Genomic DNA, 24,646 nt, shown 5'->3' with positions numbered 1-24,646 from the left:
CTGGCCAAGCGGCTCGCCGCGGAGGCCGCCAAGCGCCGGGCGCTGGCCGAAGCCGCCAAGCGGGCCGCTGCCGCAGCGGCCCGCAAGAAGGCCCAGCAGGCCGCGGCGGCCAAGGCCCGCGCGAACGCGGCCCGCAAGCTCGCGGCCCAGGCGGCGAAGAAGGCCAAGCAGCGCGCCGCGTCCAAGGCGGCACCCAAGCGCTCGGCCAAGTACCGCTCCGTACCCAAGCAGCGGCCCAAGCCCCGCGCCAAGCCGCAGCCCCGTCCCAAGCCCCACCCCAAGCCCAAGCAGGCCAAGCCGCAGGGCTCCCGGCAGATCAAGAAGGAGATCAAGCAGGAGGTCAAGGAGCAGGTCAAGGAACAGGTCAAGGAGGCGGCCCAGCCCCAGCAGAACCAGAGCTGCGCCACCAACAGCTTCGTGCCCGGCACGAAGGTCCTGATGGCCGACGGCACCCGCAAGCCCATCGAGGACGTCAGGACGGGCGACACGGTCCTGGCGACCGACCCCGGGACCGGCGAGACCAAGGCCGAACCGGTCGTCGCCACCATCATCGGCAAGGGCAGCAAGGACCTGGTACGTCTCTCCGTCCGCACCTCGGCCGAAGGCCCGGGCAAGGACGCCACATCAGCGACGGCCGACCCCGGCGACGCCGGCAAAACCGTCGACGTCACCCGGCCCGCGGACCCGGACGGCTCCACCGGCAGCATCGTCGCCACCGACGGCCACCCCTTCTGGTCCCCCGACCTGAAGAAGTGGACCGACGCCGGCGACCTGAAACCCGGCCAGTGGCTCCGCACCAGCTCCGGCACCTGGCTCCAGATCACCGCCGTCCAGCCATGGACCCAGAACGCGACCGTCCACAACCTGACGGTCCAGGGCGTCCATACGTACTATGCGGTGGCGGGGGCTGCGCCGGTTCTGGTGCACAACTGTGGCGTTGTCGACGCGGTACACGCGGAAGCAGAAGCAGTTGCTGACCTTTCGGGATCTCAGCGCCCGCAGGTGATGGAGGCTCTGCAAGTTCCCGGGCATTCTCCCATCGTCGCTCACAGCGATGGCGGGGCGGGAACTCGACGGGTGCATCCGGCCGTCCGGGGAATCCTCGATTCCATACCGACCGCTCAGCGTGGAAACAATCACGGAGGTTGCGGTTTGGTTCAGTGTTTGACTGAAGCCTTGGACGCTGGGCTCGATCCGACGGGGGCAACCGCTGCCGCTACCGTGGGGCGCACCAGAACGAACAAGAACTTCAAGAAACTCATTGGGCCGTGCGACAGTTGCCAGGTGCTGGTCGAGCACTTCAAGATCGATTTCAGGATGGCGCCGTAGATGCCTCGATTCTCGCAGGAAGTAGAGGGTGTCCTCCGGCGTTCCGGCTGGCTGCCGGATCGTCGGGTCGACCTCGCTCGATGGAAGGTGCTGGCGGCGGAGTTCACCTGGCATGCCGCGGCCGAGAAGTTCCTTCAGGAGTTCGGTGGACTTCGAGTGGACATCGGCGGGCCTGGGATCACGTGCGCACGGGAGCCGTTCGAGTTCGATCCGGAACTTGCTGTCGGAGAGGGGGAAAGGTTTGCGGAGCTTTCCGGGTTGTTCGGTCTCAGATTCTTCCCTTTGGGAGAGGTGGGGCAGGGGGAATTCTTCCTGGCGATCGATGAGGAGGGTGCCGTCTACCTCCTCGGGGCTGGGGCCTCAAGGTACGGTGTAGGGGATTTGGCCCTGGAGCGTCTCGTTACGGGAGTCGCGCCAGAAAGGCTCAGTCCGCCCACCTGAAATATTTCGTGACCACGTCGCGGCGGCCCCTCCGGAACTTTTCCGGTGGGGCCGCTGGGGGTGTTTACCAGCGGTGGTTGACGGCAACGTCAGCGGGCGGTCAGTGTGCAAGACGGTGGGTCTCAAGCTGGTCCCTGGGCCGTTGGTGATCTCGGTGGGGTTGTGGAGCGTGCGGCCCAGGAGTTCCAGGCCGGCCGTGCGGCGCGAGCAGGGAGAGTACATGGATCACGTGGGCGCAGATCCGAATCCGGATGGTCGGGCGGCTCGGGAGCGGCTTGCGGGCGAGCGGGAGCGGGAGGGCAGGAGGAGGCGGGTGCGGCGGCGGTTCGCGATGGTCGGGGCGGTCGTGGTGGTGGCCGCGGTGATCGGTGCGGTGGTCGCCCTCCGTGGTGCGGCGGAGGACGAGGCGGAGGGCCGGCCGCTTGTCGTGCCGGCCAACACGGTGGGGGAACAGCGGACGTCCGTGCTGTACGGGAAGGCCGACGCGCGGCACACGCTGTCGGTCGTGGTGGACCCGCGGTGTGGGCCCTGCGCCCGTACGGAGGCCGCGTTGGGCCGGACCATGCGGGAGCTCGCCGAAAAGGGCGCGTACCGGATCGAGTACCGGCTCGCCACCGTCGAGGACGACGCCCGGGGCGGAGAAGGCTCACGGAAGGCGGTCAACGCGCTGGGGGCGGCAGCCGATGAGGGGCCGGAGAAATTCGTGCGGTACCTGGGTGCGGTCCTCGCGGGCCGGTCGGGCCGGGAGGAGTGGGACGGCGACGCGCTGGCCTCGGCGGACACGCTGCTGGGGATCGCGGGCCGGGTGGACGGGCTGCGGACGCCGGCGTTCGACAAGGCCGTCCGGGAGCTGACCTATCTCCCCTGGGGAAAGAAGGTGGCCGCGGCCCACAACCAGGACGGTGCCGAGGACGCGTTGCCTGCCGTCACCCTCGACGGCTCGGTGGTCACCGTGCTGGGGGAGGACGGCGTCCCGGTCTCTCCGGCGGAGTTCGTCCGGCAGGTGCGCGGGGGCAAGGGGTGAGGCGGCGGTGGTGACGCGGGTGTCGGCTGCTTGACGCCGCAGTTGCTCGCGGGCAGGGTTCAGCATTCCGGCAGCGGGGCCTTGGAGCTGTGCCGTCGGCCTGGGCCGATCAGTTGTGTGCTCGCCAGCTCGGCGTACAGGGAGTCGTGCGTCAGCAGTTCGGTGTGGGTTCCCAGGGCCCGTATCCGTCCGGTTTCCATGACCAGGATGCGGTCGGCGGTGGTCACGGTGGACAGGCGGTGCGCGATGACCAGGACGGTGGTGTGGCGCGCGGTGTCCGTGATGGTGTCGCGCAAGGCCGCCTCGTTGGCCGCGTCGAGTTGGGAGGTGGCCTCGTCGAGCAGGAGCAGCCGGGGCCGGCGGAGCAGGGCCCGGGCGATCGCGATCCGCTGCCGCTCGCCGCCGGAGAGCCGGCTGCCGCGGTGGCCGACCTGGGTGTCCAGACCGTGCGGCAGGCGGGCCGTCATGGTGTCGAGCCGGGTCAGGCCCAGCACTGCGGCGATCTGTTCGTCGGTGGCGTCGGCTGCTCCCAGTATCAGGTTGTCGCGCAGGGTTCCGGCGAGGACGGTCGCATCCTGTTCGACGTAGCCGATGGCGGCGCGGAGTTCGGCGAGTGGCCATTGGCGCACGTCCCTGCCGTCCAGGAGGACGCGGCCGGCGTCCGGCTCGTAGAAGCGCTCGATGAGGGCGAAGACGGTGGTCTTGCCCGCACCGGACGGTCCGACGAGCGCGGTCATACCTCCGGCGGGGACGGTGAAGGTGACGTGCTGGTGGGTCGGTGGGAGTTCTGGCCGGTAGGCGAAGCGCACGTGCTGGAAGGCCACGGTCGCGGGGCGTCGGTGCCGCTCGTACGAGCCTGAGGGCCGCCGCGAAGCCGCGGTGGCCTCGTCGTCGCGTCGTTCGGCACCCGTCGGTTCCGTCGAACCTACTTCCTCGGCCTCCAGCGCCTCGGCTTCCCGGATGCGAACGGCGGCGGCCGCCCCGATCTGAAGGTGGCCCACGCCTTCGACCAGTTGGCCGATCCGAGGGGCGAGGGCGAAGAGGTAGAGGAGAAAGGCGACGAGTGTGGAGACGCCGATGGCGCCGGAGGCCACGCGCGCGCCACCCACTCCGAGAACGACCAGGAAACAGACCTGGAGGACGACGGCCGACAAGGTGGCGGAGACCGCCTCCCACGCGGCGGCGCGCACCCCCGTACGGCGGGCGTACTCGGCCGCACGGCGCAGCGCCGCGGTCGCGTGCGGCTCGGCACCCGCCGCTTTGACGGTGCGCAGGGCGCCCAGGGTCCGTTCGAGTCCGGCCCCCAGGCGGCCGACGGCCTCCTGCGTATGCCGGGTGGCCCGGCCGATGTGCGGGGTCACCACGATGACGACGAGGCCGACGAACGCGATCACGGTGAGGGCCACGCTCAGCAGCACTCCGTCCAGCAGACCCATCATCACGATCGTCGCCACGGTGATCAGAGTGCCGTTGACCGCGGCCGACACCGCCTGGGGGGCGGCGCGCCGCAGCAGCACGGTGTCGGAAGTGACGCGGGCGATCAGGTCGCCCGGCTCGGTGCCTTCGATCACCGGCACGCGCAGACGCGGAAGGAGGTGGGCCAGCCGGCGCCGGGCGGTGCAGACGATGGACTCGGCGGAGCAGTCGAGCACGTAGTGGCCGAGGCCCGCGAGAAGTCCGCCGGCCACCACCAGCACGCTGAGGATCACCATGGGTCCGGCCGCCGGCTGCCCTCGGCCGACGAGGTCCATCACCTGCTTGGCGGCCATCGGCTGGGCCAGCCCCAGGAGACTGCCCAGCAGGCCGAGCCCGACACCGGCGACCATGCGTCCGCGCTGCGGCCGGAGCTGGCCGGCGAGGGTCCGGAGGCCGGCCCACGCGGGACCGGGCCCGGGCCCGCGGTCCGGCTGTTCCGGGGGGCGCGCCTGGCCGCTGTCCGTACGGCACGTCTCGACCGGAGGCGCTGAGGTCACGGCCTCACCCCACGGTGAAGAAGCGCTGGAAGTAGGAGGCCGGTACGTTCTCACCCACGAGTTCTCCTTCGGCCTCCACCCAGGCGTGTGCGGCGAAGGGAGGGCGTGCGCGGACTCCTACGCACCAGGTGGGCCACTGCCCCTGGAAACGGCACAGCAGCACCGTGGCCAGGGAGCGGGGCAGACACCCTTTGCTGCCTCCCGCGGCCAGGCTCACGGCGAGCACCGTTTGCCGGGCATGTGCCGCCTCGGCGAGGGTGGCGGGCCTCGCCCCGCGCCGCAACCAACCCAGGACCACGCGGATACGGCCGGGTGGCAGCATCGCCAGCACATGGGCACAGCCCACCGCCACCCGGGCCGTGAAGCGGCGGGCCGGCGGAACGGAGCGAGGGCGGTAGGGGACCGCTTCCGGTGTCGACAATGCGTACCTCTTCCTGGAGCCAGGCGAGTGGCCGGTGCGGCGACTACGGCGCGATGAGGCCCGCGGAGCGCAGGTCGTCGATGATGCGGGTGACGTCTTGGGTGGCCAGGTCGGTGTCGACGTCCTCATAGCGCCCGGTCAGCGTCTCCACCGCCTGGCCGATGCCGTGGCCGTCCAGCAGTGCTTGGAGGACGACGGCCGCCGTGGGGTTGAGGGTCCAGTACTCGGCGCTCTTCTGGTCCAGCAGCGCCATGCCGTACTCGGTCTCGGTCAGCAGTACACCGGGCTTCAGCGCGTACATCGGCTTCACCTCTCCTGTTCGGTCAGTGGCCGGGCGGTGCCGGCGTCATCTCCCGGGAGCGCAGCCACACTTCACAGGCCACGGTCGGATGCAGCAGGTAGCTCTCGGTCTCCGCGGACAGCGAGCGGCGGCACCACTCCCGCAGGGCGTCCACGTCGACCAGGCCGAGCCGGCCCAGCCGGGACTCCTCACAGAGCGCCAGGAGCCGACTGCGGTGGCGCCGCAGCCCGGTCTCCTCCTCGAAGGTGGCGTTGGCCTTGGTGTCGCGCGTGCGGACGGCTTCCGGCACGATGCCGCGCGTGGCCTCGACGATCAGCGGCTTGTAGCGCCAGGGGCTGATCCGGTCCGGTGTCCGGACCGCGAGGCACGCTTCGATGACGCGGTCGTCGTAGTACGGGGCCGCCACGGTGATCCCCAGGGGCGCGGCCATCTGCCCGATGTGCCGGGTCCACTGGGAGATACCGTCCATAGCGGCCAGTTCCCGGTGTTCACCATGGCCCCTGCCCCGCGGTTCGGCGTCCGGCAGGCAGGTGCGCAGCAGCTCGCGCGCCGCCGCGACGGCCTCGGCCGTGGCCCAGGGCGGCATCCGGGGCGGTACGGACCAGTCGAGCAGCGGCTCGTCCGGGGCGGCCGCCGGCTCGGTCAGGTCACGGGCGACCCGGGCGAGCCAGGTCCGGTAGGAGCGGCGGTCCGCGAGCTGGCACAGCACCTTGCGCCGGGGCCACTGGTACTTGGCCGCGTACCCGCGCACGTCCCGTAGGGCGACGAAGGGGCGGGCGGATATCAGGGCGTGCAGCCGGGCAGGCGTCCCGGCCAGGAGTTCGTCGCCTCCCAGCCCGGTCAGATGCAGGCTGGATCCCCGGGCGGCCGCCAGCGCCACGAGGTGCATGCGGCGGTTGCGGTCGACCGTGAGCATGCTGGGCGTGTCCAGGACGTCCTGGAGCGTGTCGACGCCGTCGAACGTCAGGGCCGTGTCCTCGGCGGGCACGACGTGGTGCTCGACCGACCCCAGGGCTCGGACGGTCTGCCGCGCCCAGTGCGCATCGTCACCGAGTTCGTCGTGGAGGGCGGCGGTATACGCGACGACCTGCGCGTCCCCGCGTGCCGCGGCACAGCACACGGCGGTCGAATCCAGGCCGCCCAGGTCCGCCGTCACCAGGTCGCGTCCCCGTGTGCGCGCGTCGACGGCGGCGGTCAGCACCTCGCGCAGGCGTGCGGCTCCCGCTGCCAGGGGGACCTCGGGGTCGGGAGGTGACCACCACCGGATCGACCGGGCCCGCCCGTCGGCGTCGAGACTCAGGTAATGGCCGCCGGGCTGGGCGTGGACGCCCCGCCATTGTGGTGATCCGGACAAGGGGTGGGGCACACCCAAGGTGAGCAGCTCCAGGGCGAGACGGCGTTCGTCCAGCGCCGCACCGACCAACTCGGCCAGCACGTCGGCCCGGTCGGAGGCGACGGTCACCCGGCCGGACGCAGGGGAGGTGGCGTCGGCGTAGAACACCCGCCGCAGGTCGACGACTCCGCCCTGCACCCGGACCCGGCCGCCCGAACTGGCGATGAGGTGAAAGCTGCCGGCCCACGTGGTGCTGTGCCGGTCCAGCGCTGTCAGCGAGCCGGTGGTGGCCACCGCGGCGGCAGCGCGCTGGGCTTCCCGGAGGGTGACGGCGTGCTCCCCGACCACGGCGACGCGGGTGTCGCCGTGCACTCCGACGACGGCCGTGTGCGCCGCCCACCGGCCCACCAGCCAGGGTCTGCCGGACGCATGACGCAGGCTGTGCGACGCATGGGAGAGTGCCTTCACGGCGACCGTGGTGGCCGCGTCGGTGTCGGGCAGGACGACGAACCAGCTGGGCAGGGCCGACAGGGACAGGGTCTCTTCCACGGCTGTGACCTTCGGTCGCTGGGGCTCCGGACGTCGGGAGGGCGGGGCGCGTCGGCGGTCGAGTGCGGCCGACCACGGTCCGGGCCGGCGTGGGGCCGGCCCGGACCGGGGCAGGGTGCGGGAGCGCTCAGCGTCCCGCACCGGTGGCGTCAGAGGAGCTGCTTGCCGCCGAGAACATCCTTGGGCCCGGTGTTCTTGACACCCGTTACCTTCCGGAAGCCGCCGACCTTGGTGAGTGTGGGACGCTCGTATGTCATGGTCGCACTCCTTTTCCCTGGGGAATGACGGGAATCGCGGGGGCTCGGCCGGCGAAATGCGGAAGCATTTGCGCCTTCGCTCCCGCGAGCGGTTGTGGCCGCGACGTAACCGTAAGAGCGACGAGAGCATCATCACAATGACGCGCTGACGGCGGTGTGTAGTGCGCTGGGGGCGGGTGTTCCGGTTGTTGTGCCGCGGACTGATCCCGTGCGCTCCCCGAGGATGGCGCGGACCGGTTTGAAGGCGCGGATTCCTGGTTCCACGCTGCTCGGGTTCCCGCGGCGAGCCGGTGTTTCAGGCATCGTCACAGCGACGGGTTCCCCGTCAGCCGTGCCGGGCCGGTTGAGCCCCTGTGACCGGTGCGGTCGTCTTCACCGCCCTCCTCCCTGGCCCGCTCTTCCGCCATCCGATCCGGCGGAAGAGCGGGCATGCGTCGTGCCGGTGGCCGGGCGCGGTGCGTCCTTCATGGGAGGGCTGTCAGGAAGTGGCGCCGGCGCCTCGGCCGAGCCCGTTCAGGAACCGCCGCTGGTCGTCCAGGAATCCGGCCGCGAAGAGTGAGCGGGGCAAGAAGAGCGCGGTGAGCGTGGCTTTGACGTCGGATTGCCCGATGGACCGTCTGAGCAGTGAATGGGTCGCGTCCGGGTAGCGCTCGACGGTCAGCGCGCCGCCCCCGCCCAGTGTTCCGCGGTAGGTGCGCTCCGTGTCGGTGGTGTCCACATGGACGTCATGGCCCGCGAGGATGAGGAGTACCGGTACCCCGCGCAGGGAACGGAGGTCTCGCGTGGCGTCCGCGGTGTAGTTCTTGGAGATGAAATTCCAGCGCCCGGCGGTCATACCGTCCGTGTCGCCGTGCATGGCCTCGGCGTACTCGTCGAAGGTCGCGTGGTGTTCCAGCAGCCGGCGGATGGCGTCGCTCCTGGCGATCCGCGCTTGGACGCGGGCCGGCGAGGCGCCTTCGGCGCGCGCCTCGGCGAGGAGGTTGTAGCGGCCCTGGCGGAGCCAGTTGACGGCGGGGGAGACGGCGATGACGAAGCTCACCGGTGTTCTGGCGGCGACCTTCGGCAGGACCCAGCCCGCCTGGCTGGCGCCCCAGAGCCCGATCCGGTCGCCGTCGATGTCGGGGCGGGTACGTGCCCAGGCGATGGCGGCGGCCGTTTCGTCGGCCCGGTCGTCCATGGACTGGTCGAGCCAGTCGCCGGGAGCGCCGTCGACGCCCGGTTTGTCCCAGGACAGGGAGGCGTAACCGGCCTTGGCGTTCGCTTCCCACAGGGGCTTGTAGCCGTCGTCGTGGGTGGCGTCGATGGGTCCGTCGCCGTGGACGTGGACCACCAGGCCGTGGCGGTCGTGTCCGTCCTTCGGGGTGGCCAGTACGCCGTTGAGGGTGTGACCGCCGTGGCGGATCGAGACCCGCTGCTCGTGCATCTCGTAGCTGTGCTGCCACAGCACCACGCCGACGAGGCCGGTGGCCACGACCAGGATCGTGACGAGGGCCCAGGCGGCGGTGCGCAGCAGGCGTCTTCGGGGCTCGGTGTCTGGGTGCATGAGGTCCGGCCGCTTCCGTGAGGGGACGCGCAGCGGCACAGAAACTATCATCATGTGTACGGTCGTAGCACCAGTGATAGTTTCGGCCGGGTGGCAGCACTGAGGAGAGGGCGGGGATGGAACGGAACGTGACGGGCACCGGCCCGGGCACAGAACCGGGGCGGCCGACGCTCCGGCGGGGCATTCCGGACGGCGCCGAACGGCAGGCCGCTGAGCTGTACTGGGGTGCCTTCGGCCGCAAACTCGGCCCCGCCCTGAACCCGCCGGGCAAGGCGGTGCCTTTCCTCGCCGCCCACCTGAACGCCGATCGCGCGGTCTGCGCACTGCTCGACGGGCGGCTCGTCGGCCTCGCCGGCTACCAGGTCGACGGCCGGGCCCTCACCGGAGGATCGGCCGCCGCCGTGCTGCGCGCGTACGGACACCTGCGAGGGCTGCACCGGCTCCTGCTGCTAGCCCTGTTCGAACGCCGTCCGGCCCCCGGACAACTCGTCATGGACGGCATCGCCGTGCACCCGGACCTGCGGGGACACGGCATCGGAAGCCTCCTCGTCGAGGAAGTGGCCGCCGTCGCGGCGGAGCGGCACTGCCGGGAGATCAGACTGGACGTCATCGACACCAACCCGCGCGCCAGAGCCCTCTACGAGCGGCGCGGCTTCACGGCCGTACGGACCGAGCCCACGCTCTGCCTGCGCGGGCTGCTGGGATTCGGCGCGGTGACCACCATGCACCGTCCCGTCGGGACGAAGGAGCCGTAAGGTCGGTGCACACCATGAGCGATCACGTCGAGATTCCCACCCGTATGCTCGTCCATGCCTTGATCCGCGAGGACGGCACGGTCGACGCCGACGAGCTCTACACCGTGGCTGCTGCCCTCGGCATGAGCGATCAGCAGGTACGGCTGTGCATCAAACGCCTCGTCGCCGAGGGCCGGTTCACCCACGAAGGCCGCGGCCGCAGAGCACTGCTGCACGCCACCGAGGACACCAGGCACGCCCTGGCCCCCAACGCGGACTTCGTGCGGCACGCATACCGCCAGGACACCGGACACGCCCCCTGGGACGGCGTCTGGCACCTGGCCGCCTTCGCCGTGCCCGAATCGGCACGCACGGCCCGTGACACCCTGCGCGAGACCCTCGTCCGCCTCGGCGGCGCCCCGCTCCAGGGCGGACTGTATGTCTGCGCCAACGCCTGGGAACCGTACGTCGAGGACGCCGCCCGCCGCCTCGGCGCCCACGGCGCGCTCACCCTCCTCACCACGACGGACCTGCGCAGAGGCGACACCGAAAAACCCGCCGAACTCGCCCGCCGCCTGTGGCCCCTGGCGGAGATCGCCGACCGCTACCACCGCCTCAGCCGCCTCGCCCGGCCCCGCCTCGCCCGCCTCACCGACGACACCGGCCTCTCCCCGTCCGCGCTCCTGACGATCGCGGTCGAGCTGGCCGCCGAACTCACCCGCGCCATGGAGCCCGACCCGCTGCTGCCGCCCCAGCTCCTGCCCCAGCCCTGGCCCGGCGCCCAGGCCCGGGAACTCATCGCCCGGTGCTGGGCAGCACTGCACGAACGCGACCACGGCGCAACCCGCCCCGCCCTCTTCCGCTTCTACACCGACGTCACCCGGGAAACGGCCGACTGGGTCAGGACTACGGGAAACAGCCGAGCGGGTTAGGACTTGCGGAGTCGGCGTCGCGCCTGTTGCGGCCCCCGTTGCAGGGGCGTCCAGCGGGTTGGGGCCTTGGGGAGCAAGAGATCTACGGGGTTGGTGACACGCTCGTGACATGTGAGTGTTGCGGGCGATAGCTGCACGCTAAAGAGGCGCTCGTGATGCTTACCCGACGCCCGACGCCCGACGCCCGACGCTCGTCCTGATGGGGCGTCACCTGACGGATGCCTCGGTAGGCCGGACGTTTGGCGTAGCAGGTGAGTAGGTGGGGCGTGCGCCGGCCTGATCCGTCCACGAGTCGGCCACCTGCTAGCCGAACGCACCCGCCGTACCGCCCCTGCGAGCCGGCACGGGCCGGCCCGTCCACCCGAGGCGCAGGCTTTGGCCGTAGACCTTTGCCGACGCTAAGGTATGCCGCCGTACTCGGCGGATCGCTTCCTTGAAGAAGGTGGGATGGGGCTCATGGACGCGGGCCACGCGGAGCTGGTTGTCGCGGCGCAGGCCGGTGACGGCCGGGCGCGCGAGAAGCTGATCGCCGCCTACCTGCCGTTGCTCTACAACATCGTCGGGCGAGCGCTGAGCGGACATGCCGACGTCGACGACGTCGTCCAGGAAACCCTGCTGCGCGTGGTGCGCGACCTGCCCGACCTGCGCGCCCCGGAGAGTTTCCGGTCCTGGCTGGTGTCGATCGTGCTCCGCCAGGTCAACACCCACTGGCACCGGCAGCGCACCCTCGCCGACCGGACCACGGTCATTGACGAGGCCCTCCGGACACCGCACGTCGGTGCCGCGCCCGAGGACGTGACGATTCTGCGTCTGCACATGTCGGACGAGCGCCGTCAGGTGGTCGAAGCCGCCCGGTGGCTCGACCCGGACCATCGGGTGCTGCTGTCGCTGTGGTGGCAGGAATGCGCCGGCTTGCTGAGCCGTCAGGACATCGCCGACGCGATGGGGCTCACTGCCGCCCACGCCGGAGTGCGCCTGCAGCGTATGCGCGAGCAATTGGAACTGAGCCGGACGATCGTCGCCGCGCTGGAGGCGGACCCGCGCTGTCCGCAGCTGAACGAAACCGTCGTCGGCTGGGACGGTCTCCGTACATCTGTGTGGCGTAAGCGGATCGCGCGGCACACCCGTGACTGCCCGATGTGCACGACGACGGAACGGGTGCCGGCCGAACTGCTGCTTCTCAACATCGCGCCGCTGGCCGTCCCGGCCGCACTCCTCGCCGCGCTGGCCGCCAAGGGGCTGTTGTCGGGTACGGCTGCGAGCGCCGCCGGGCTGGCCACGGCACACGTCACCGTCGGCACGGCGACGGGGGGAAGCGGTCTGCACGGCTCGCTGATCGGCAAACTGCACGTGGTGACCGCTCATCCGATGGCGAGCCTCGCCACCGGCGCGGTGCTCATCGCCGGGGCCGCCACCTACGCGGCCTGGCCCGAACCGGCGCCTCGGACACCCGCCGTGATAGCCGCCCCCACGACCGGCACCCCCGCGGCCGGTACCCCCACGGTCGGCACCCCCACGCCGGTCCCGTCGCGCACCCCCACGCCGGCCAAACCGTCCCCGGTGCCGGCGAGTCCGTCCGCCGTCCCAGGCACGGTTCCGCTGGGCGCGCAGTCGCTGGAGTCCGTGGACCAGCCCGGTCTGTTCGTCACGTACGCCGGCGACTTCGCGACGCTCGGCGGCCGAGTCTCCGCGCCCGGCGGCGCGGGGGCACGGCAACGGATCACCTTCACGATCGTTGGGGGACTGGCCGACACACGGTGCGTCACCTTCCGTGCCGCGGACGGCCGGTATCTTCGCCATCATTACTTGCGGCTACGGCTGAGCACCAACGACGGTAGCGAGCTGTTCCGTGAGGACGCCACCTTCTGTCCGCGCCCCGGGGCGGTCGCCGGGTCGGTGACCCTGCACGCGCACAATTATCCCGGATCGGTTCTCCGCCACCGCGACGGTGGCATCTGGCTCGACGGTTCCGACGGCACTCGGGCCTTCGCCGGCCAGGCTTCCTTCATCACGCGCGGGGCCCGGGCCTGAGAACCGCTCTACGAGAATCCTGAGCCGGGACGCTCAGCGATAGCCGGCAATTCCAACGCACGAGCCCACACCACGCCCCACACCACGCCCCCACCACACCCCTCACCCCGTAGTGAGCCGAGCGCTGCGCCGCATCCAGGTTCGGTTCGCATTTCCTTGACGGCTGCCTAGCCGTAACAGTTCTGAATCCCTCCCCACGGGGACGACCGGACCACGGGGCTCGGCATAACGCTTTTTGCCTGCGAGATGCATCACTGAGCAATCCTCCGGGCGGCGCGACTTTTCCGTTACGGGACCGCGGGTTCGAAAGCCTCCACTTCAGGGGTGACCTTCCCGCCGCTCGGCATGACGTGCCGGCGTGGCAGGTCTCCCACATCCCGTTGACGTATCCCCTGAAGAAAGCGGCCCCCATGAGGCGACACACCCACGAACCCCGGGTGACCGACAGGCAGGAACGGCCCCACGTCCTGCACCGCACCCACCCCGCGGCAGATCAGGCCGCCCCGGCCGGTGAGTGCACGATCACGGCACCCGGTGTGACCCGCGACCCCCGAGGAGAATCGTGAAGGGCCTGCACCGGCTCCGCCGGAGCCGCCGGACACTGACGGTAGGGCTGTCGGCCGCGGCGGTGATGGCCGGAGTCGTGACGCTCCTCCCCAGCTCCGCCGGGGCCGCGGCCCTGAGTACGCAGGCGGCCCCCTCGGGCAGGTACTTCGGTACGGCCGTGGCTGCCGGGAGGCTCGGCGACCCGGCGTACTCCACGATTCTCGACCGGGAGTTCAACATGATCACCCCGGAGAACGAGATGAAGTGGGACGCCACCGAACCCTCCCGCGGCACCTTCACCTTCGGCCCGGCCGACCGGATCGTCGGCCACGCCACCGCGCACCGGCAGCGGATACGCGGCCACGCCCTGGTCTGGTACAAACAGCTGCCCGGCTGGGTGAAGTCCATCACCGACGCCAACACCCTGCGCAGCGCGATGAAGAACCACATCACCACCGAGATGAACCACTTCAAGGGCAAGGTCTACGCCTGGGACGTGGTCAACGAAGCCTTCGCCGACGGCTCCTCCCAGCACCGCAGTTCGAAGTTCCAGGACCTGCTGGGCGACGGCCACATCGAGGAAGCGTTCCGCACCGCCCGTGCGGCCGACTCCTCGGTCAAGCTCTGCTACAACGACTACAACATCGAGAACTGGTCGGACGCCAAGACCCAGGGCGTCTACCGCATGGTCAAGGACTTCAAGTCCCGCGGCGTGCCCATCGACTGCGTCGGCTTCCAGAGCCACTTCCAGGCGGGCGGCCCGCCGGCGAGCTTCAAGACCACCTTGGCCGCCTTCGCCGCCCTGGGCGTCGACGTCCAGATCACCGAACTGGACATCGCCCAGGCACCACCCGTCCACTACGCGAACACGGTCAAAGCCTGCCTGTCCGTGGCCCGGTGCACCGGCATCACGGTGTGGGGCATCCGTGACAGCGATTCCTGGCGCCGCGACGAGCGCCCGCTGCTGTTCGACGACAACGGCAGGCCGAAGCCCGCGTACACCGCCGTCATGAACGCTCTCCATTCCGGCTCCGGTACGCCCCCGGCCAAGCCGGCCGATGGTACCGGGGAGATCAAGGGCGCGGCCTCCGGCCGCTGTATCGACATCCCCGACTCCACCACCGCCAACGGCACCCCGGCGCAACTGTGGGACTGCAGCGGACGGGCCAACCAGCGCTGGACCTATACCGCCGCGAAGCAGCTGAAGGTCTACGACAACAAGTGTCTGGACGCCAGGAACAAGGGCACCACCAACGGCACTTCGCTGGTCGTCTGGGACTGCAACGGCGGCGCCAACCAGCAGTGGAACGTCAACACCAACGGCACGATCACCGGCGTCCAGTCCGGGCTGTGTCTCGACGCCGTCGGCGCGGCCACCGCGAACGGCACGAAGATCCAGCTGTACACCTGCGCGTCCGTCACCAACCAGAAGTGGAGCGCCCCGTCCGGGACGACGGCGGGCAGCGGCGCGTGTGCTCTTCCCTCGACGTACAAGTGGAAGTCGACGGGTGCCCTCGCACAGCCCTCGAACGGGTGGGTCGCGGTGAAGGACTTCACCAGCGTGGTGCACAACGGCAAGCACCTGGTCTACGCGTCGAGCGCGTCCGGGAACTCGTACGGCTCGATGGCCTTCCGCCCCTTCACGAACTGGTCGGACATGGCGTCGGCCGGTCAGACGGCCATGAAACAGGGCGCGGTGGCGCCCACGCTGTTCTACTTCGCACCCAAGAGGGTCTGGGTGCTGGCGTCCCAGTGGGGCGCGTGGCCCTTCAGCTACCGCACGTCGAGCGACCCCACCGACCCGAACGGCTGGTCCGCGCCCCGTCCGCTGTTCACCGGCAGCATCCCCCGCACCGTTTCCCCCACCGGCCCGATCGACCAGACCCTGATCGCCGACGACCGGAACATGTATCTGTTCTTCGCCGGTGACAACGGCAAGATCTACCGGGCGAGCATGCCGATCGGGAACTTCCCGGGCAACTTCGGCTCCTCGTACACGACGGTCATGAGCGACACGCCGGACAAGCTGTTCGAGGCGCCGCAGGTCTACAAGGTCCAGGGCCGGAACCAGTACCTCATGATCGTCGAGGCGAAGGGCGCGCACCAGAGGCGCTACTTCCGCTCCTTCACGGCCTCCAGCCTGAGCGGTACGTGGACCCCGCAGGCCGCCGGCGAGAGCAACCCCTTCGCGGGCAAGGCCAACAGCGGTGCCACCTGGACCGACGACATCAGCCACGGTGACCTGGTCCGCACCAACCCCGACCAGACCATGACCATCGACCCCTGCAACCTGCAGTTGCTCTACCAGGGCAAGTCCCCCGCGGCGGGCGGCGACTACGACCGGCTCCCGTACCGGCCGGGTGTCCTCACCCTGCAGCGCTGACCTGCCTGATCCACGGTGATACACAAGGAGAACACCTCCCCATGAAGAACCCCACGGACGGAGCGCGCCGCGGGCGTCACCGCCGTCGCAGAGCCGCGACCGGTCTGCTGCTCGGCGTACCGGCCGCCGTCGTGCCGTACCTCCTGTTCACCCAGGAGGACTCCCTGGCCGCGACGATCGACGCCGGTGCCTACTACAAGCTCGTCTCCGTACGCAGCGGCAAGGTGCTGGACGTCAACGCCTTCTCCACCGCCGACGGCACCCGCATCCAGCAGTGGACCGACCAGAACACCGCCAACCAGCAGTGGAAGCTGAGGCCCACCGGGGGCGGCTACTACAAGCTCGTGAACCGCAACAGCGGCAAGGTGCTGGGCACAGCGGGCGGCTCGACCGCCCGGTCGGCTGCCGCCGAGCAGCAGACCGACAGCTCCGCCGCCTCCCAGGAGTGGCGGATCGACGACGTGAGCGGTTCCGGCGCCGTCACCTTCACCTCCCGCAAGAGCGGCCAGGTCCTGGACGTCTCCGGAGGCGCCACGGCCCAGGGCGCGGCGATCATCCAGTATCCCGGCAGGGGCGGCACCAACCAGCAGTGGAAGCTGGTGAAGGTGGCCGCGGGCAGCAAGGCGGCCGCGGCCGGGCCGTATACGTGGAGGAACGCCCAGGTGGTCGGCGGCGGTTACGTCACCGGACTGGTGTTCAACCCACGGGAGAAGGGTCTGCTGTACGCGCGCACCGACATGGGCGGCGCCTACCGCTGGGACACCGCGGCCGAACAGTGGATCCCGCTCACGGACTGGCTCGGCGAGAAGGACTGGAACCTGCTGGGCATCGACGCGCTGGCCACCGACCCCGTCGACCCCGACCGGCTCTACCTCGCGACGGGCACCTACACCAACAACTGGGCCGGCAACGGCGCGATCCTGCGCTCCACCGACCGGGGCCGCACCTTCCAGCGCACCGATCTGCCGTTCAAGCTGGGCGGCAACGAGGACGGCCGCGGGGCGGGCGAACGGCTCGTGGTCGACCCGTCGGACCACCGCACCCTGCTGCTGGGTACCCGTAAGAACGGCCTGTGGCGCAGCACCGACCACGGGGTGACATGGCGGCAGGTCCCTTCGTTCCCGGTCAAGGACGGGGCGGGCAGCGGTGCGGGCATCTCCTTCGTGACGTACGGGCCGGCCGGCAGCAACACGGTCTACGTCGGCGTCGCGGACAGGTCGGCCTCCCTCTACCGCTCCACCGACGGCGGCAGCACCTGGCAGGCCGTCCCCGGGCAGCCCACCGGCCAGTTGCCCCAGCACGGCGTGCTCTCCGGTGACGGTTCGCTGTACCTGACGTACACCGACAACCTCGGACCCAACGGGGTGACGGCGGGCTCGGTGTGGAAGTACACCCCGGCAGGCGGAGCGTGGAGGAACATCTCCCCCTCCAAGGGCGCCTACGGCTTCTCCGGCCTGGCCGTCGACCCGCGCAAACCGTCCACGGTGATGGTCACCACCCTCGGCCGCTGGTGGCCCGAGGACGAGATCTACCGCAGTACCGACGGCGGTACGACATGGAAGGCGCTGGCCGGGACATCGGTACGGAACGCCTCCGCCGCTCCGTACATCGGCACCCACACCGGGCACTGGATGACCGCCCTGGCCATCGACCCCTCCGACTCCGGGCACGTGCTGTACGGCACCGGCAACGGCATCTGGCGCAGCAAGGACGCCGACGCCACCGACAGCGGCGGCAAGAGCCACTGGACCGTGGGCGCGCGCGGCCTGGAGGAGACCGCGCTGATGGACGCGATCGCCCCGCCCGGCGGTGCCACCGTCATCACCGCCATGGGTGACCAGGGCGGCTTCCGCCACGACGACCTGACCAAGGTGCCCGCCGGGCGGATGGACAACCCGATGATGACCAACAGCACCGACATCGACTTCGCTGAGGCCAGCCCCTCGATGATGGTCCGTGTCGGCCGCGGCGGCGCGCAGGACGGCGCCTACTCCACCGACGGCGGCGACAGCTGGACCGGCTTCCGGTCGGAGCCGGTGGCCGGCGCCGACAGTGGCCAGGTCGCGCTCGCGGCGGACGGTTCGAGCATCGTGTGGACCGAGGCCGGCCAGGTCCCGTACCGCTCGACCGACAAGGGGGCGAGCTGGTCGAAGGTCGGTGGCCTGGGCGCCGGCGCCGTGGTCGTCGCCGATCGCTCTTCGGCCAGGACGTTCTACTCGCTGGCCGGGGGCACGCTCTACGCCAGCACCGACGGCGGAGCGACCTTCACTGCCCGGGCCACCGGCCTGCCCGCCGACGGCCGGCTCAAGGCCGTCCCCGGCGTTGCGGGAGACCTGTGGATCGCCGCTGGCAGCCAGGGACTGCTGCACTCCACCGACGGCGGCCGCACCTTCGCCAGGCTCACCACGGTGAAGTCCGCGGCCGCCCTGGGCTTCGGAAAGGCCGCACCGGGCGCCTCCTACCAGGCCCTGTACATGATCGGCACCGTCAACGACGTCAGCGGGGTCTTCCGCTCCACCGACAAGGGCGCCACCTGGCTCCGCGTCAACGACGACGCCCACCGGTGGGGCAGCATCGGCAGCGTCGGCGTCATCACCGGTGACCCCGACACCTTCGGCCGCGTCTACATCGGCACCAACGGACGCGGCCTCCAGTACGGCGACCCGTCCTGACTCCGACGCCGGAGCGGACGCACGCTCGACGCATGAGCTGACGCGCTGACAGCAAGAGACAGCCGCCCTTCCTGACCGATGCGACGTCTCGGTCGGAGGGCGGCTTTCTCCTGGAGAGCGGCACCGCTTGCGGTGGGCGGGCTGACGGTCATTGCTCCTTCTCGGGCGGGCGGGCGGTCGGTCGGCACGGCTGCGGGGCCGGGCGAGGAGCATCACCTTTTCGTACCGCCTCCTCCAATGGGCTTCGGGCGGCGCACTTCGCTGCACCGCTCGCTGAGGCAGTGGAGCCGCCGCAGCAGGGTCCAGCCCTGATGGGAACGGTTCTTCGGTGTCTCGCCAGGTACGCGTGCCAGAGATCCATGAAGGCAGGGATCACGTAGGGGACGACAACGCGGCCCGTGCCAGATCGCGTAGCCAGACGTGTGCGGGGTCGGTGTCGTAGCACTGATGCCATGACAGGTACACCGCAGTGGGCGGCAGTTCGAACGGCAGGGGGAGCAGGGCAAGGCCCAGAGCCGTGGCCGTTGCACGCGTCGTCGATTCGGGGGCTGTGACGAGGAGGTCGGAGCCGCGCACGAACTCGAACGCGGTGCCTTCGGTGGGCGCGGTCGCCACTACCCGGCGGGTGAGGCCGAGCCGCGCGAGAGCGTCGTCGAGGGCGTTGCCCAGCCTTCCGCGCCGCGAGACGGTGATGTGCTCGGCCGCGGCGTACCGCGCGGCGGTGACGGTCTCGGCCCGGGTGAGCGGGTGGCCCTGCCGCACGACGATGACGTGCCGGGTCTCCGCCACCCGGTCGGCGCGGACATCGGGTGCGGTCGGGCGGTTCGCGTTCGCCTCCAGGTCGACCTCGCCGCGACGCAGCTCGGGGGTGTCGGTGCTGGATTCCGCGAGGAAGCGCAGACGCACGCCCGGCGCCTGCTCGCGTACGGCCGCGAGAAGCGCGGGGCCGCTGAGCGCGACGAGCGCGTCGTGCCAGCGGAGTGTGAAGGTGCGCTCAAGCGTCGTGAGGTCGAGTTCGCGGCTCGGTGCCAGCACGCCTTGCACCTGCTGCAGCAGCTCGTGCACCTGCTCCCGGATGGCGATCGCGTACGGCGTCGGGGTCATCGTGCGCCCCGTACGCACCAGGATCTGATCCCCTGTCGTGCGCCGGATCCGGCCGAGACTCCGGCTCATCGCGGGGGCGGTGACGTGCAGGCGCTCGGCGGCTCCGGCCACGCTGCCTTCCTCCAGGAGCGCATCGAGCGCGGCGAGCAGGTTCAAATCCAATTGCATGAGAGTCATGCTAGCCGTGCTTTACATGCACTTGTGGTTAACGGTCGGCCCTCCTACCTTCGAGATGCGGAGGCGGAAGGAACACATTCCTCGCCCGGTCCGCCTCATCACCCCCTCCTCAGACGGGAGCACCGCCATGCCCGAATCGACGCAGAGTGCCCCAAGCACCCCGAGCACCCCGAGCGCCCCAAGCACACCGAGCACACCGAGCACCCCAAGCGCCGCAACCGCCGGTTCCGCGTCCGACGCCGACCTGCTCGCGCAGACCGCGATCGCCGTGCGCGTGGCCGCAGCAGCGCTGCGGGAACGGTTCGGCGACGTGGTCCGCTACCGGACCCGCGACGAGCTGATGCGCGCGCTCGCCACCAACGACGACGCGGTTCTCGACGTCCTGCGCCCCCGCCTCACCCTCCTGCGCCCGGACGCCCGCTTCGTCGAGGACGAGCTCGCGGGCGGCGCCTTGCCCCCCGGCGAGTGGTGGGTCCTCGATCCGGCCGAAGGCAACGTCAACCATCTGCACGCCCTGCCGGAGTGGGCGGTGACCGCCACGCTGGTGCGAGACAACCAGCCGGTGCTCACCGCGGTCCACCTGCCGTTGACCGGTCAGACCTACACCGCACTCGCGGGCGCCGGTGCCCAGATCGACGGCCGCCCGCTGCACGTGTCCCGGGCCACGGACCTCGGCCTGAGCCTCGTGGCCACGAGCCAGGCCAGGCCGGACGAGGACGAGAAGGTCGTACGGCGCATCGGCTCATCGATCACCGCGATGCTCTTCGACGCGCTCGTGGTGCGGACCTCCGTGCCCGCCACCTTGCACCTGCTCGACGTGGCCGCCGGCCGGATCGACGCCTTCTGGCAGTTCGCCGGGGCCCGCGCGGACCTGCTTCCCGGGGCACTGCTCGTCGCCGAGGCCGGCGGACGGATATCCGACGCCGGGGGCCGCCCCTGGACCCCCGAGAGCGAAAGCTTCCTGGCCGCCGCGCCCGGCGTGCACACCGAAGCCGTCACCACGCTCTCCCGCTGACTCCCGCGAGAACCACAAGCACCGGAAGGACCCCCAGCATGACCATGATCGCTGTTCTCGGAAACGGTCGCGTCGGCGGCAGCCTCGCCGGAGCCCTCACCGGGGCCGGGCACGAGGTGACCGTGGCGGACCGCTCGCCGGGCTCTGCCGCCGGCGCCGCCCGGACCGCGCAGATCGTCATCAACGCCACCCCGGGCGCCGGATCGCTGGAGCGGCTCACCGCACTGCGTGAGGAACTGCGGGGCAAGATTCTCGTGGACGTCTCCAACGCCACCGTCGACGGACCGGACGGACTGCCGGCCGACCTGCTCTACCCCGGCTCAAGCCTCGCCGAGCACCTCCAGGAAGCCCTTCCCGACACGCGCGTCGTCAAGACGCTCAACACGATGCTCTACACGGTGATGACCGCGCCCGCCGTCCTCACCCAGAAACCGACCGCGTTTCTCTCCGGCAAGGACCCGGAGGCCAAGCAGGTCGTACGCGGGCTTCTCGCCGACCTCGGCTGGCAGCAGGAGTGGATCACGGACCTCGGCGGGATCGAGACCGCGCGGGCCGCCGAGGCCGCCGTCCTGTTCGTACCGCACGTGATCCGATCCAGCGGATTCGCACCCTTCGCCATCTCGGTCACCCGCTGAACACCCGACGCAACTCTTCCCGAGGACGACCGTAGGACGTGGCGAGCCGGAGCGCCCGAACGGCTGGCAGGGCGGCGGGTGTGACGATGCAACTGCCCGACTCCGCAGGCGGTGGTGACGGGGGTTGGGAAGGGCAAGCCCGCCGTGAGAGCATCCGGTGCCTCCAGTGATATGCCACCCCGTGAGGTCTTCGACCTGGTCAGGGTGGTGTCCGCGGCCCCCGTTACCGGGGCGTCCGTGACAGATGAGAGGGTCAGGCGGGTGAGTGAGACGACGGTGAAGACCCTGCAATTCCGCTCTGACGGGCCGGAGGACGCACCTTGTCTGGTTTTGGGTGCGGCGCTTGGTACCACATGGCACATGTGGGACCGGCAGATACCTGAGCTGACCCGGCACTGGCGCGTCATCCGGTTCGATCTGCCCGGGCACGGTGGGTCGCCCGCCTATCCGGCGTCCTCCGTCGCGGAGCTGGCGGACCGGCTGGTGGCGACTCTCGACGCGCTGGGTGTGGAGCGGTTCGGGTATGCGGGGTGTTCCATCGGTGGGGCGATCGGTGCGCAGCTGGCGCTCACCCGGCCGCAGCGGGTCACCTCGCTCGCGCTGGTCTCCTCGTCGCCCCGGTACGGCACCGCCGACTCCTGGCGGCAACGTGGCGTGGTGATCCGTACGAACGGGCTGGACCCGATCGCCCGCACCTCGCCCGAGCGCTGGTTCACCTCCGGCTTCGTGGGGGCGCAGCCCGCCATCGTCGAGTGGGCCGTCCAGATGGTACGTACCACCGATCCGGGCTGCTACATCGCCGCCTGTGAGGCGATGGCCGCCTTCGACGTCCGCTCCTCACTCCAGCGGATCGGGGTGCCCACCCTCGTCGTCGTCGGTTCCGAGGACCAGGTCACCCCGACCACCGACGCCCGCACCCTGGTGGCCGGCATTCCGGACGCGAGCCTCGCGCTCGTACCCGGTACGTCCCATCTGGCGCCCGTCGAGCAGCCGGCCGCCGTCACCGAGCTGCTGATCCGGCACTTCACCGCCGCCTGGCACGACAAGCCGGGCGCCGCCACGCAGGCCGCGATCGGCGCCGCGGCGCCGAAGCCGGTGCTGGGGCCCGCGTCGCCGCCCCCGCCCGTGACGCCCGCGGCCATCGAGTCGGGGCTCGCCCAGCCGGAGGCGGTCCGGGGCGGCGCGTACGAGCAGGGCGTCAAGGTGCGCCGCGAGGTGCTCGGGGACGCGCACGTGGACCGGGTGGAGGCCGGCACGGACGACTTCACCGGGGACTTCCAGGAGTTCATCACCCGCTACGCGTGGGGTGAGCTGTGGACCCGCCCGGGGCTGGACCGGCGCACCCGCAGCATCATCACGCTCACCGCGCTGGTCGCCCGCGGCCACCAGGACGAGCTGGCCCTGCACACCCGCGCGGCGCTGCGCAACGGGCTCACTCCCACGGAGATCAAGGAAGTCCTGCTGCACACGGCGGTGTATTGCGGTGTTCCGGCGGCCAATGCGGCGTTTGCGGTGGCGCAGCGGGTGATTCGTGAGGAGACGACTCCGGAGGGGTGAGGGGAGGAGGGGCGAGGAGGGGTGAGGGCGGAGGGGGAAGGCGGAAGGGGGAGGCTGGTTTTGGTGGGGCGTGTGGCGTGTGAGGGCTGCTTCGACCGTGTGGCAAGAGCGCGCGGCAAGATGGGGGTATGGAACTCACGAAGAAGACCCATGCCTGCGTCCGGCTGGAGAAGGACGGGCAGGTGCTCGTCATCGATCCCGGTGTCTTCAGCGAGCGGGACGCGGCGGTCGGCGCCGACGCCATCCTGATCACGCACGAGCACATGGACCACTTCGACGAGGAGCGGCTGCGTGCGGGGATGGAGGGCAACCGGGGTGCCGAGATCTGGACCCTGGCCAGTGTCGCCGAGCAGCTTTCCGCCGCCTTTCCGGGGCGGGTGCACACGGTCGGTGAGGGGGACACCTTCACCGCAGCCGGGTTCGACGTCGAGGTGCACGGGCAGCTGCATGCCGTGATCCACCCGGACATCCCGCGGGTCACGAATGTGGGCTACCTGATCACCACTGAGGAGGACGGCGGGACCGTCTTCCATCCGGGTGACGCGCTCACCGTCCCGCAGGGCCGTACGGTCGACACGCTGCTGCTGCCCGTGCACGCGCCGTGGAACAAGGTCGCCGAGGTCATCGACTACGTACGCGAGGTCCGGCCGCGCCGGGCCATCGACGTGCACGACAGCTTGTTGCAGGATCATGCCCGTCCGGTGTACGACGGCATGATCGACAAGCTGGGCGGTACCGACCACACCCGCCTGACCCCCGGTGACCGCACCGGCTTGAACTGAGAGCCCGCGGGCTCCGGACCCCGACTGTCAGACCCCCGCTGTAGGTTTACGGACATGCGCATCGCGACCTGGAACGTCAATTCGATCACCGCCCGCCTCCCGAGGCTGCTGGCCTGGCTGGAGAGCACCGGCACGGACGTGCTGTGCGTCCAGGAGACCAAGTGCTCGGCCGAGCAGTTCCCGTACGACCAGCTGCGCGAGCTGGGCTACGAGGCCGCCGTCAACGCCACCGGCCGGTGGAACGGTGTCGCGCTGCTGTCGAAGGTGGGCCTGGAGGACGTGACGCCCGGTCTGGCCGGCGGCCCGGACTACGAAGGGGTGCAGGAGCCCCGTGCCGTCTCCGCGACGTGTGGGCCGGTCCGCGTCTGGTCGGTGTACGTGCCCAACGGCCGCGAGATCGACCACGCGCACTTCGCGTACAAGCTCCAGTGGTTCGAGGCGCTGAAGGCGGCCGTCGCCGAGGATGCCGCGGGCCCGCGGCCCTTCGCGATCCTCGGCGACTTCAACGTCGCGCCCACCGACGACGACGTGTGGGACACCTCCGTCTTCGAAGGCATGACGCATGTGACGCCCGCCGAGCGCGCCGCCCTGGCCGCCCTGCGCGAGGCCGGGCTGTCGGACGTGGTGCCGCGGCCCCTGAAGTACGACAAGCCGTTCACCTACTGGGACTACCGCCAGCTCTGCTTCCCGAAGAACAAGGGCATGCGTATCGACCTGGTGTACGGCAACGAGCCGTTCGCCAAGGCCGTCTCGGACGCGTACGTCGACCGCGAGGAGCGCAAGGGCAAGGGGGCCTCGGACCACGCGCCGGTGGTGGTGGATCTGGAGGTCTGAGCCGACGGAAGGGCCCCGGGCCGGTCAGTGCCTGTCGGGTCCGGGCCTGGGCCGGTCAGTGCCTGTCGGGTCC

The 24,646-nt window shown here is 70.7% G+C and carries 20 protein-coding genes; 13 read left to right on the top strand and 7 right to left on the bottom strand.

Annotation, left to right across the window (positions count from 1 at the left end; all coding sequences use genetic code 11):
- From AB0L45_RS12890 to AB0L45_RS12880, 3 genes are all read left to right on the top strand, one after another.
- Positions 1–1,329 (top strand): polymorphic toxin-type HINT domain-containing protein (locus AB0L45_RS12890; RefSeq protein WP_365839023.1); only part of this gene is annotated, 1,329 nt, incomplete at its 5' end.
- A complete protein-coding gene (locus AB0L45_RS12885) occupies positions 1,330–1,770 on the top strand; it encodes an SUKH-3 domain-containing protein (protein WP_365839021.1) in 441 nt (146 codons plus the stop codon).
- A gap of 313 nt (positions 1,771–2,083) precedes the next feature.
- Positions 2,084–2,794 (top strand): thioredoxin domain-containing protein, encoded by a 711-nt coding sequence (locus tag AB0L45_RS12880; protein ID WP_365839019.1) that lies wholly within the window; start codon positions 2,084–2,086, stop codon positions 2,792–2,794.
- Between the two features lie 59 nt (positions 2,795–2,853).
- On the opposite strand, the gene AB0L45_RS12875 is transcribed toward AB0L45_RS12880, so the two are convergent.
- From AB0L45_RS12875 to AB0L45_RS12850, 6 genes are all read right to left on the bottom strand, one after another.
- Entirely contained in the window at positions 2,854–4,767 is a 1,914-nt protein-coding gene (locus tag AB0L45_RS12875; RefSeq protein WP_365839017.1) for an ABC transporter ATP-binding protein, read from the bottom strand.
- A gap of 4 nt (positions 4,768–4,771) precedes the next feature.
- A complete protein-coding gene (locus AB0L45_RS12870) occupies positions 4,772–5,188 on the bottom strand; it encodes a lasso peptide biosynthesis B2 protein (RefSeq protein WP_365839015.1) in 417 nt (138 codons plus the stop codon).
- 43 nt (positions 5,189–5,231) lie between these two features.
- Positions 5,232–5,489 (bottom strand): lasso peptide biosynthesis PqqD family chaperone, encoded by a 258-nt coding sequence (locus tag AB0L45_RS12865; protein WP_365839013.1) that lies wholly within the window; start codon positions 5,487–5,489, stop codon positions 5,232–5,234.
- A 22-nt stretch (positions 5,490–5,511) separates the two neighbouring features.
- On the bottom strand, positions 5,512–7,371 hold the full coding sequence (locus AB0L45_RS12860; RefSeq protein ID WP_365839011.1) for a lasso peptide isopeptide bond-forming cyclase: 1,860 nt from the start codon (positions 7,369–7,371) through the stop codon (positions 5,512–5,514).
- 149 nt (positions 7,372–7,520) lie between these two features.
- The gene (locus AB0L45_RS12855; RefSeq protein ID WP_242577869.1) at positions 7,521–7,628 is read right to left on the bottom strand and encodes a keywimysin-related RiPP; all 108 of its coding nucleotides are present in this window, start codon (positions 7,626–7,628) and stop codon (positions 7,521–7,523) included.
- A 478-nt stretch (positions 7,629–8,106) separates the two neighbouring features.
- Complete coding sequence (locus AB0L45_RS12850) at positions 8,107–9,171, bottom strand: alpha/beta hydrolase (RefSeq protein WP_365839009.1); 1,065 nt, start codon at positions 9,169–9,171, stop codon at positions 8,107–8,109.
- 116 nt (positions 9,172–9,287) lie between these two features.
- Here AB0L45_RS12850 and AB0L45_RS12845 point away from each other — a divergent pair, with 116 nt between their 5' ends.
- From AB0L45_RS12845 to AB0L45_RS12825, 5 genes are all read left to right on the top strand, one after another.
- Entirely contained in the window at positions 9,288–9,926 is a 639-nt protein-coding gene (locus AB0L45_RS12845) for a GNAT family N-acetyltransferase (RefSeq protein WP_365839007.1), read from the top strand.
- Positions 9,927–9,940: 14 nt separating this feature from the next.
- Complete coding sequence (locus AB0L45_RS12840) at positions 9,941–10,837, top strand: PaaX family transcriptional regulator C-terminal domain-containing protein (protein WP_365839005.1); 897 nt, start codon at positions 9,941–9,943, stop codon at positions 10,835–10,837.
- A gap of 447 nt (positions 10,838–11,284) precedes the next feature.
- A complete protein-coding gene (locus AB0L45_RS12835; protein WP_365839003.1) occupies positions 11,285–12,868 on the top strand; it encodes a sigma-70 family RNA polymerase sigma factor in 1,584 nt (527 codons plus the stop codon).
- 562 nt (positions 12,869–13,430) lie between these two features.
- Positions 13,431–15,797 carry a non-reducing end alpha-L-arabinofuranosidase family hydrolase gene (locus AB0L45_RS12830; protein ID WP_365839001.1) on the top strand — a complete coding sequence of 789 codons (2,367 nt, stop codon included), beginning with the start codon at positions 13,431–13,433 and terminating at the stop codon, positions 15,795–15,797.
- A gap of 41 nt (positions 15,798–15,838) precedes the next feature.
- Positions 15,839–18,469 (top strand): RICIN domain-containing protein, encoded by a 2,631-nt coding sequence (locus AB0L45_RS12825; RefSeq protein WP_365838999.1) that lies wholly within the window; start codon positions 15,839–15,841, stop codon positions 18,467–18,469.
- A 372-nt stretch (positions 18,470–18,841) separates the two neighbouring features.
- Here the strand turns inward: AB0L45_RS12825 and AB0L45_RS12820 are convergent, their stop codons facing one another.
- Positions 18,842–19,741 carry a LysR family transcriptional regulator gene (locus AB0L45_RS12820; protein WP_365838997.1) on the bottom strand — a complete coding sequence of 300 codons (900 nt, stop codon included), beginning with the start codon at positions 19,739–19,741 and terminating at the stop codon, positions 18,842–18,844.
- A 136-nt stretch (positions 19,742–19,877) separates the two neighbouring features.
- Between AB0L45_RS12820 and AB0L45_RS12815 the strand changes: the two genes are divergently transcribed.
- The 5 genes from AB0L45_RS12815 to AB0L45_RS12795 all read left to right on the top strand — a co-directional run bounded on the left by AB0L45_RS12815 (position 19,878) and on the right by AB0L45_RS12795 (position 24,573).
- Positions 19,878–20,765 carry an inositol monophosphatase family protein gene (locus AB0L45_RS12815; RefSeq protein WP_365838995.1) on the top strand — a complete coding sequence of 296 codons (888 nt, stop codon included), beginning with the start codon at positions 19,878–19,880 and terminating at the stop codon, positions 20,763–20,765.
- A 38-nt stretch (positions 20,766–20,803) separates the two neighbouring features.
- A complete protein-coding gene (locus AB0L45_RS12810; RefSeq protein ID WP_365838993.1) occupies positions 20,804–21,400 on the top strand; it encodes an NAD(P)-binding domain-containing protein in 597 nt (198 codons plus the stop codon).
- 261 nt (positions 21,401–21,661) lie between these two features.
- Complete coding sequence (gene pcaC, locus AB0L45_RS12805; protein ID WP_365838991.1) at positions 21,662–22,957, top strand: 4-carboxymuconolactone decarboxylase; 1,296 nt, start codon at positions 21,662–21,664, stop codon at positions 22,955–22,957.
- Between the two features lie 128 nt (positions 22,958–23,085).
- Positions 23,086–23,739, top strand: a complete 654-nt coding sequence (locus tag AB0L45_RS12800; protein WP_365838989.1) for an MBL fold metallo-hydrolase — start codon at positions 23,086–23,088, stop codon at positions 23,737–23,739.
- 54 nt (positions 23,740–23,793) lie between these two features.
- Complete coding sequence (locus AB0L45_RS12795) at positions 23,794–24,573, top strand: exodeoxyribonuclease III (RefSeq protein ID WP_365838987.1); 780 nt, start codon at positions 23,794–23,796, stop codon at positions 24,571–24,573.
- The last annotated feature ends 73 nt before the right edge of the window (positions 24,574–24,646 follow it).

The organism is Streptomyces sp. NPDC052496 (genome assembly GCF_040679095.1).
Classification (GTDB): Bacteria; Actinomycetota; Actinomycetes; order Streptomycetales; family Streptomycetaceae; genus Streptomyces.
Note: the sequence above shows the minus strand (reverse complement) of the source record. Positions and strands in the feature narration are given on the sequence as shown.

Bases quoted from the DNA above. Each gene is read 5' to 3' on its own strand.
- AB0L45_RS12800 (WP_365838989.1), top strand. From the start codon at position 23,086: ATGGAACTCACGAAGAAGACCCATGCCTGCGTCCGGCTGGAGAAGGAC.
- AB0L45_RS12850 (WP_365839009.1), bottom strand. From the start codon at position 9,171: ATGCACCCAGACACCGAGCCCCGAAGACGCCTGCTGCGCACCGCCGCC.
- AB0L45_RS12855 (WP_242577869.1), bottom strand. From the start codon at position 7,628: ATGACATACGAGCGTCCCACACTCACCAAGGTCGGCGGCTTCCGGAAG.
- AB0L45_RS12840 (WP_365839005.1), top strand. From the start codon at position 9,941: ATGAGCGATCACGTCGAGATTCCCACCCGTATGCTCGTCCATGCCTTG.
- AB0L45_RS12815 (WP_365838995.1), top strand. From the start codon at position 19,878: ATGCCCGAATCGACGCAGAGTGCCCCAAGCACCCCGAGCACCCCGAGC.
- AB0L45_RS12835 (WP_365839003.1), top strand. From the start codon at position 11,285: ATGGGGCTCATGGACGCGGGCCACGCGGAGCTGGTTGTCGCGGCGCAG.
- AB0L45_RS12810 (WP_365838993.1), top strand. From the start codon at position 20,804: ATGACCATGATCGCTGTTCTCGGAAACGGTCGCGTCGGCGGCAGCCTC.
- AB0L45_RS12865 (WP_365839013.1), bottom strand. From the start codon at position 5,489: ATGTACGCGCTGAAGCCCGGTGTACTGCTGACCGAGACCGAGTACGGC.
- AB0L45_RS12845 (WP_365839007.1), top strand. From the start codon at position 9,288: ATGGAACGGAACGTGACGGGCACCGGCCCGGGCACAGAACCGGGGCGG.
- AB0L45_RS12795 (WP_365838987.1), top strand. From the start codon at position 23,794: ATGCGCATCGCGACCTGGAACGTCAATTCGATCACCGCCCGCCTCCCG.
- AB0L45_RS12825 (WP_365838999.1), top strand. From the start codon at position 15,839: ATGAAGAACCCCACGGACGGAGCGCGCCGCGGGCGTCACCGCCGTCGC.
- AB0L45_RS12820 (WP_365838997.1), bottom strand. From the start codon at position 19,741: ATGCAATTGGATTTGAACCTGCTCGCCGCGCTCGATGCGCTCCTGGAG.
- AB0L45_RS12885 (WP_365839021.1), top strand. From the start codon at position 1,330: ATGCCTCGATTCTCGCAGGAAGTAGAGGGTGTCCTCCGGCGTTCCGGC.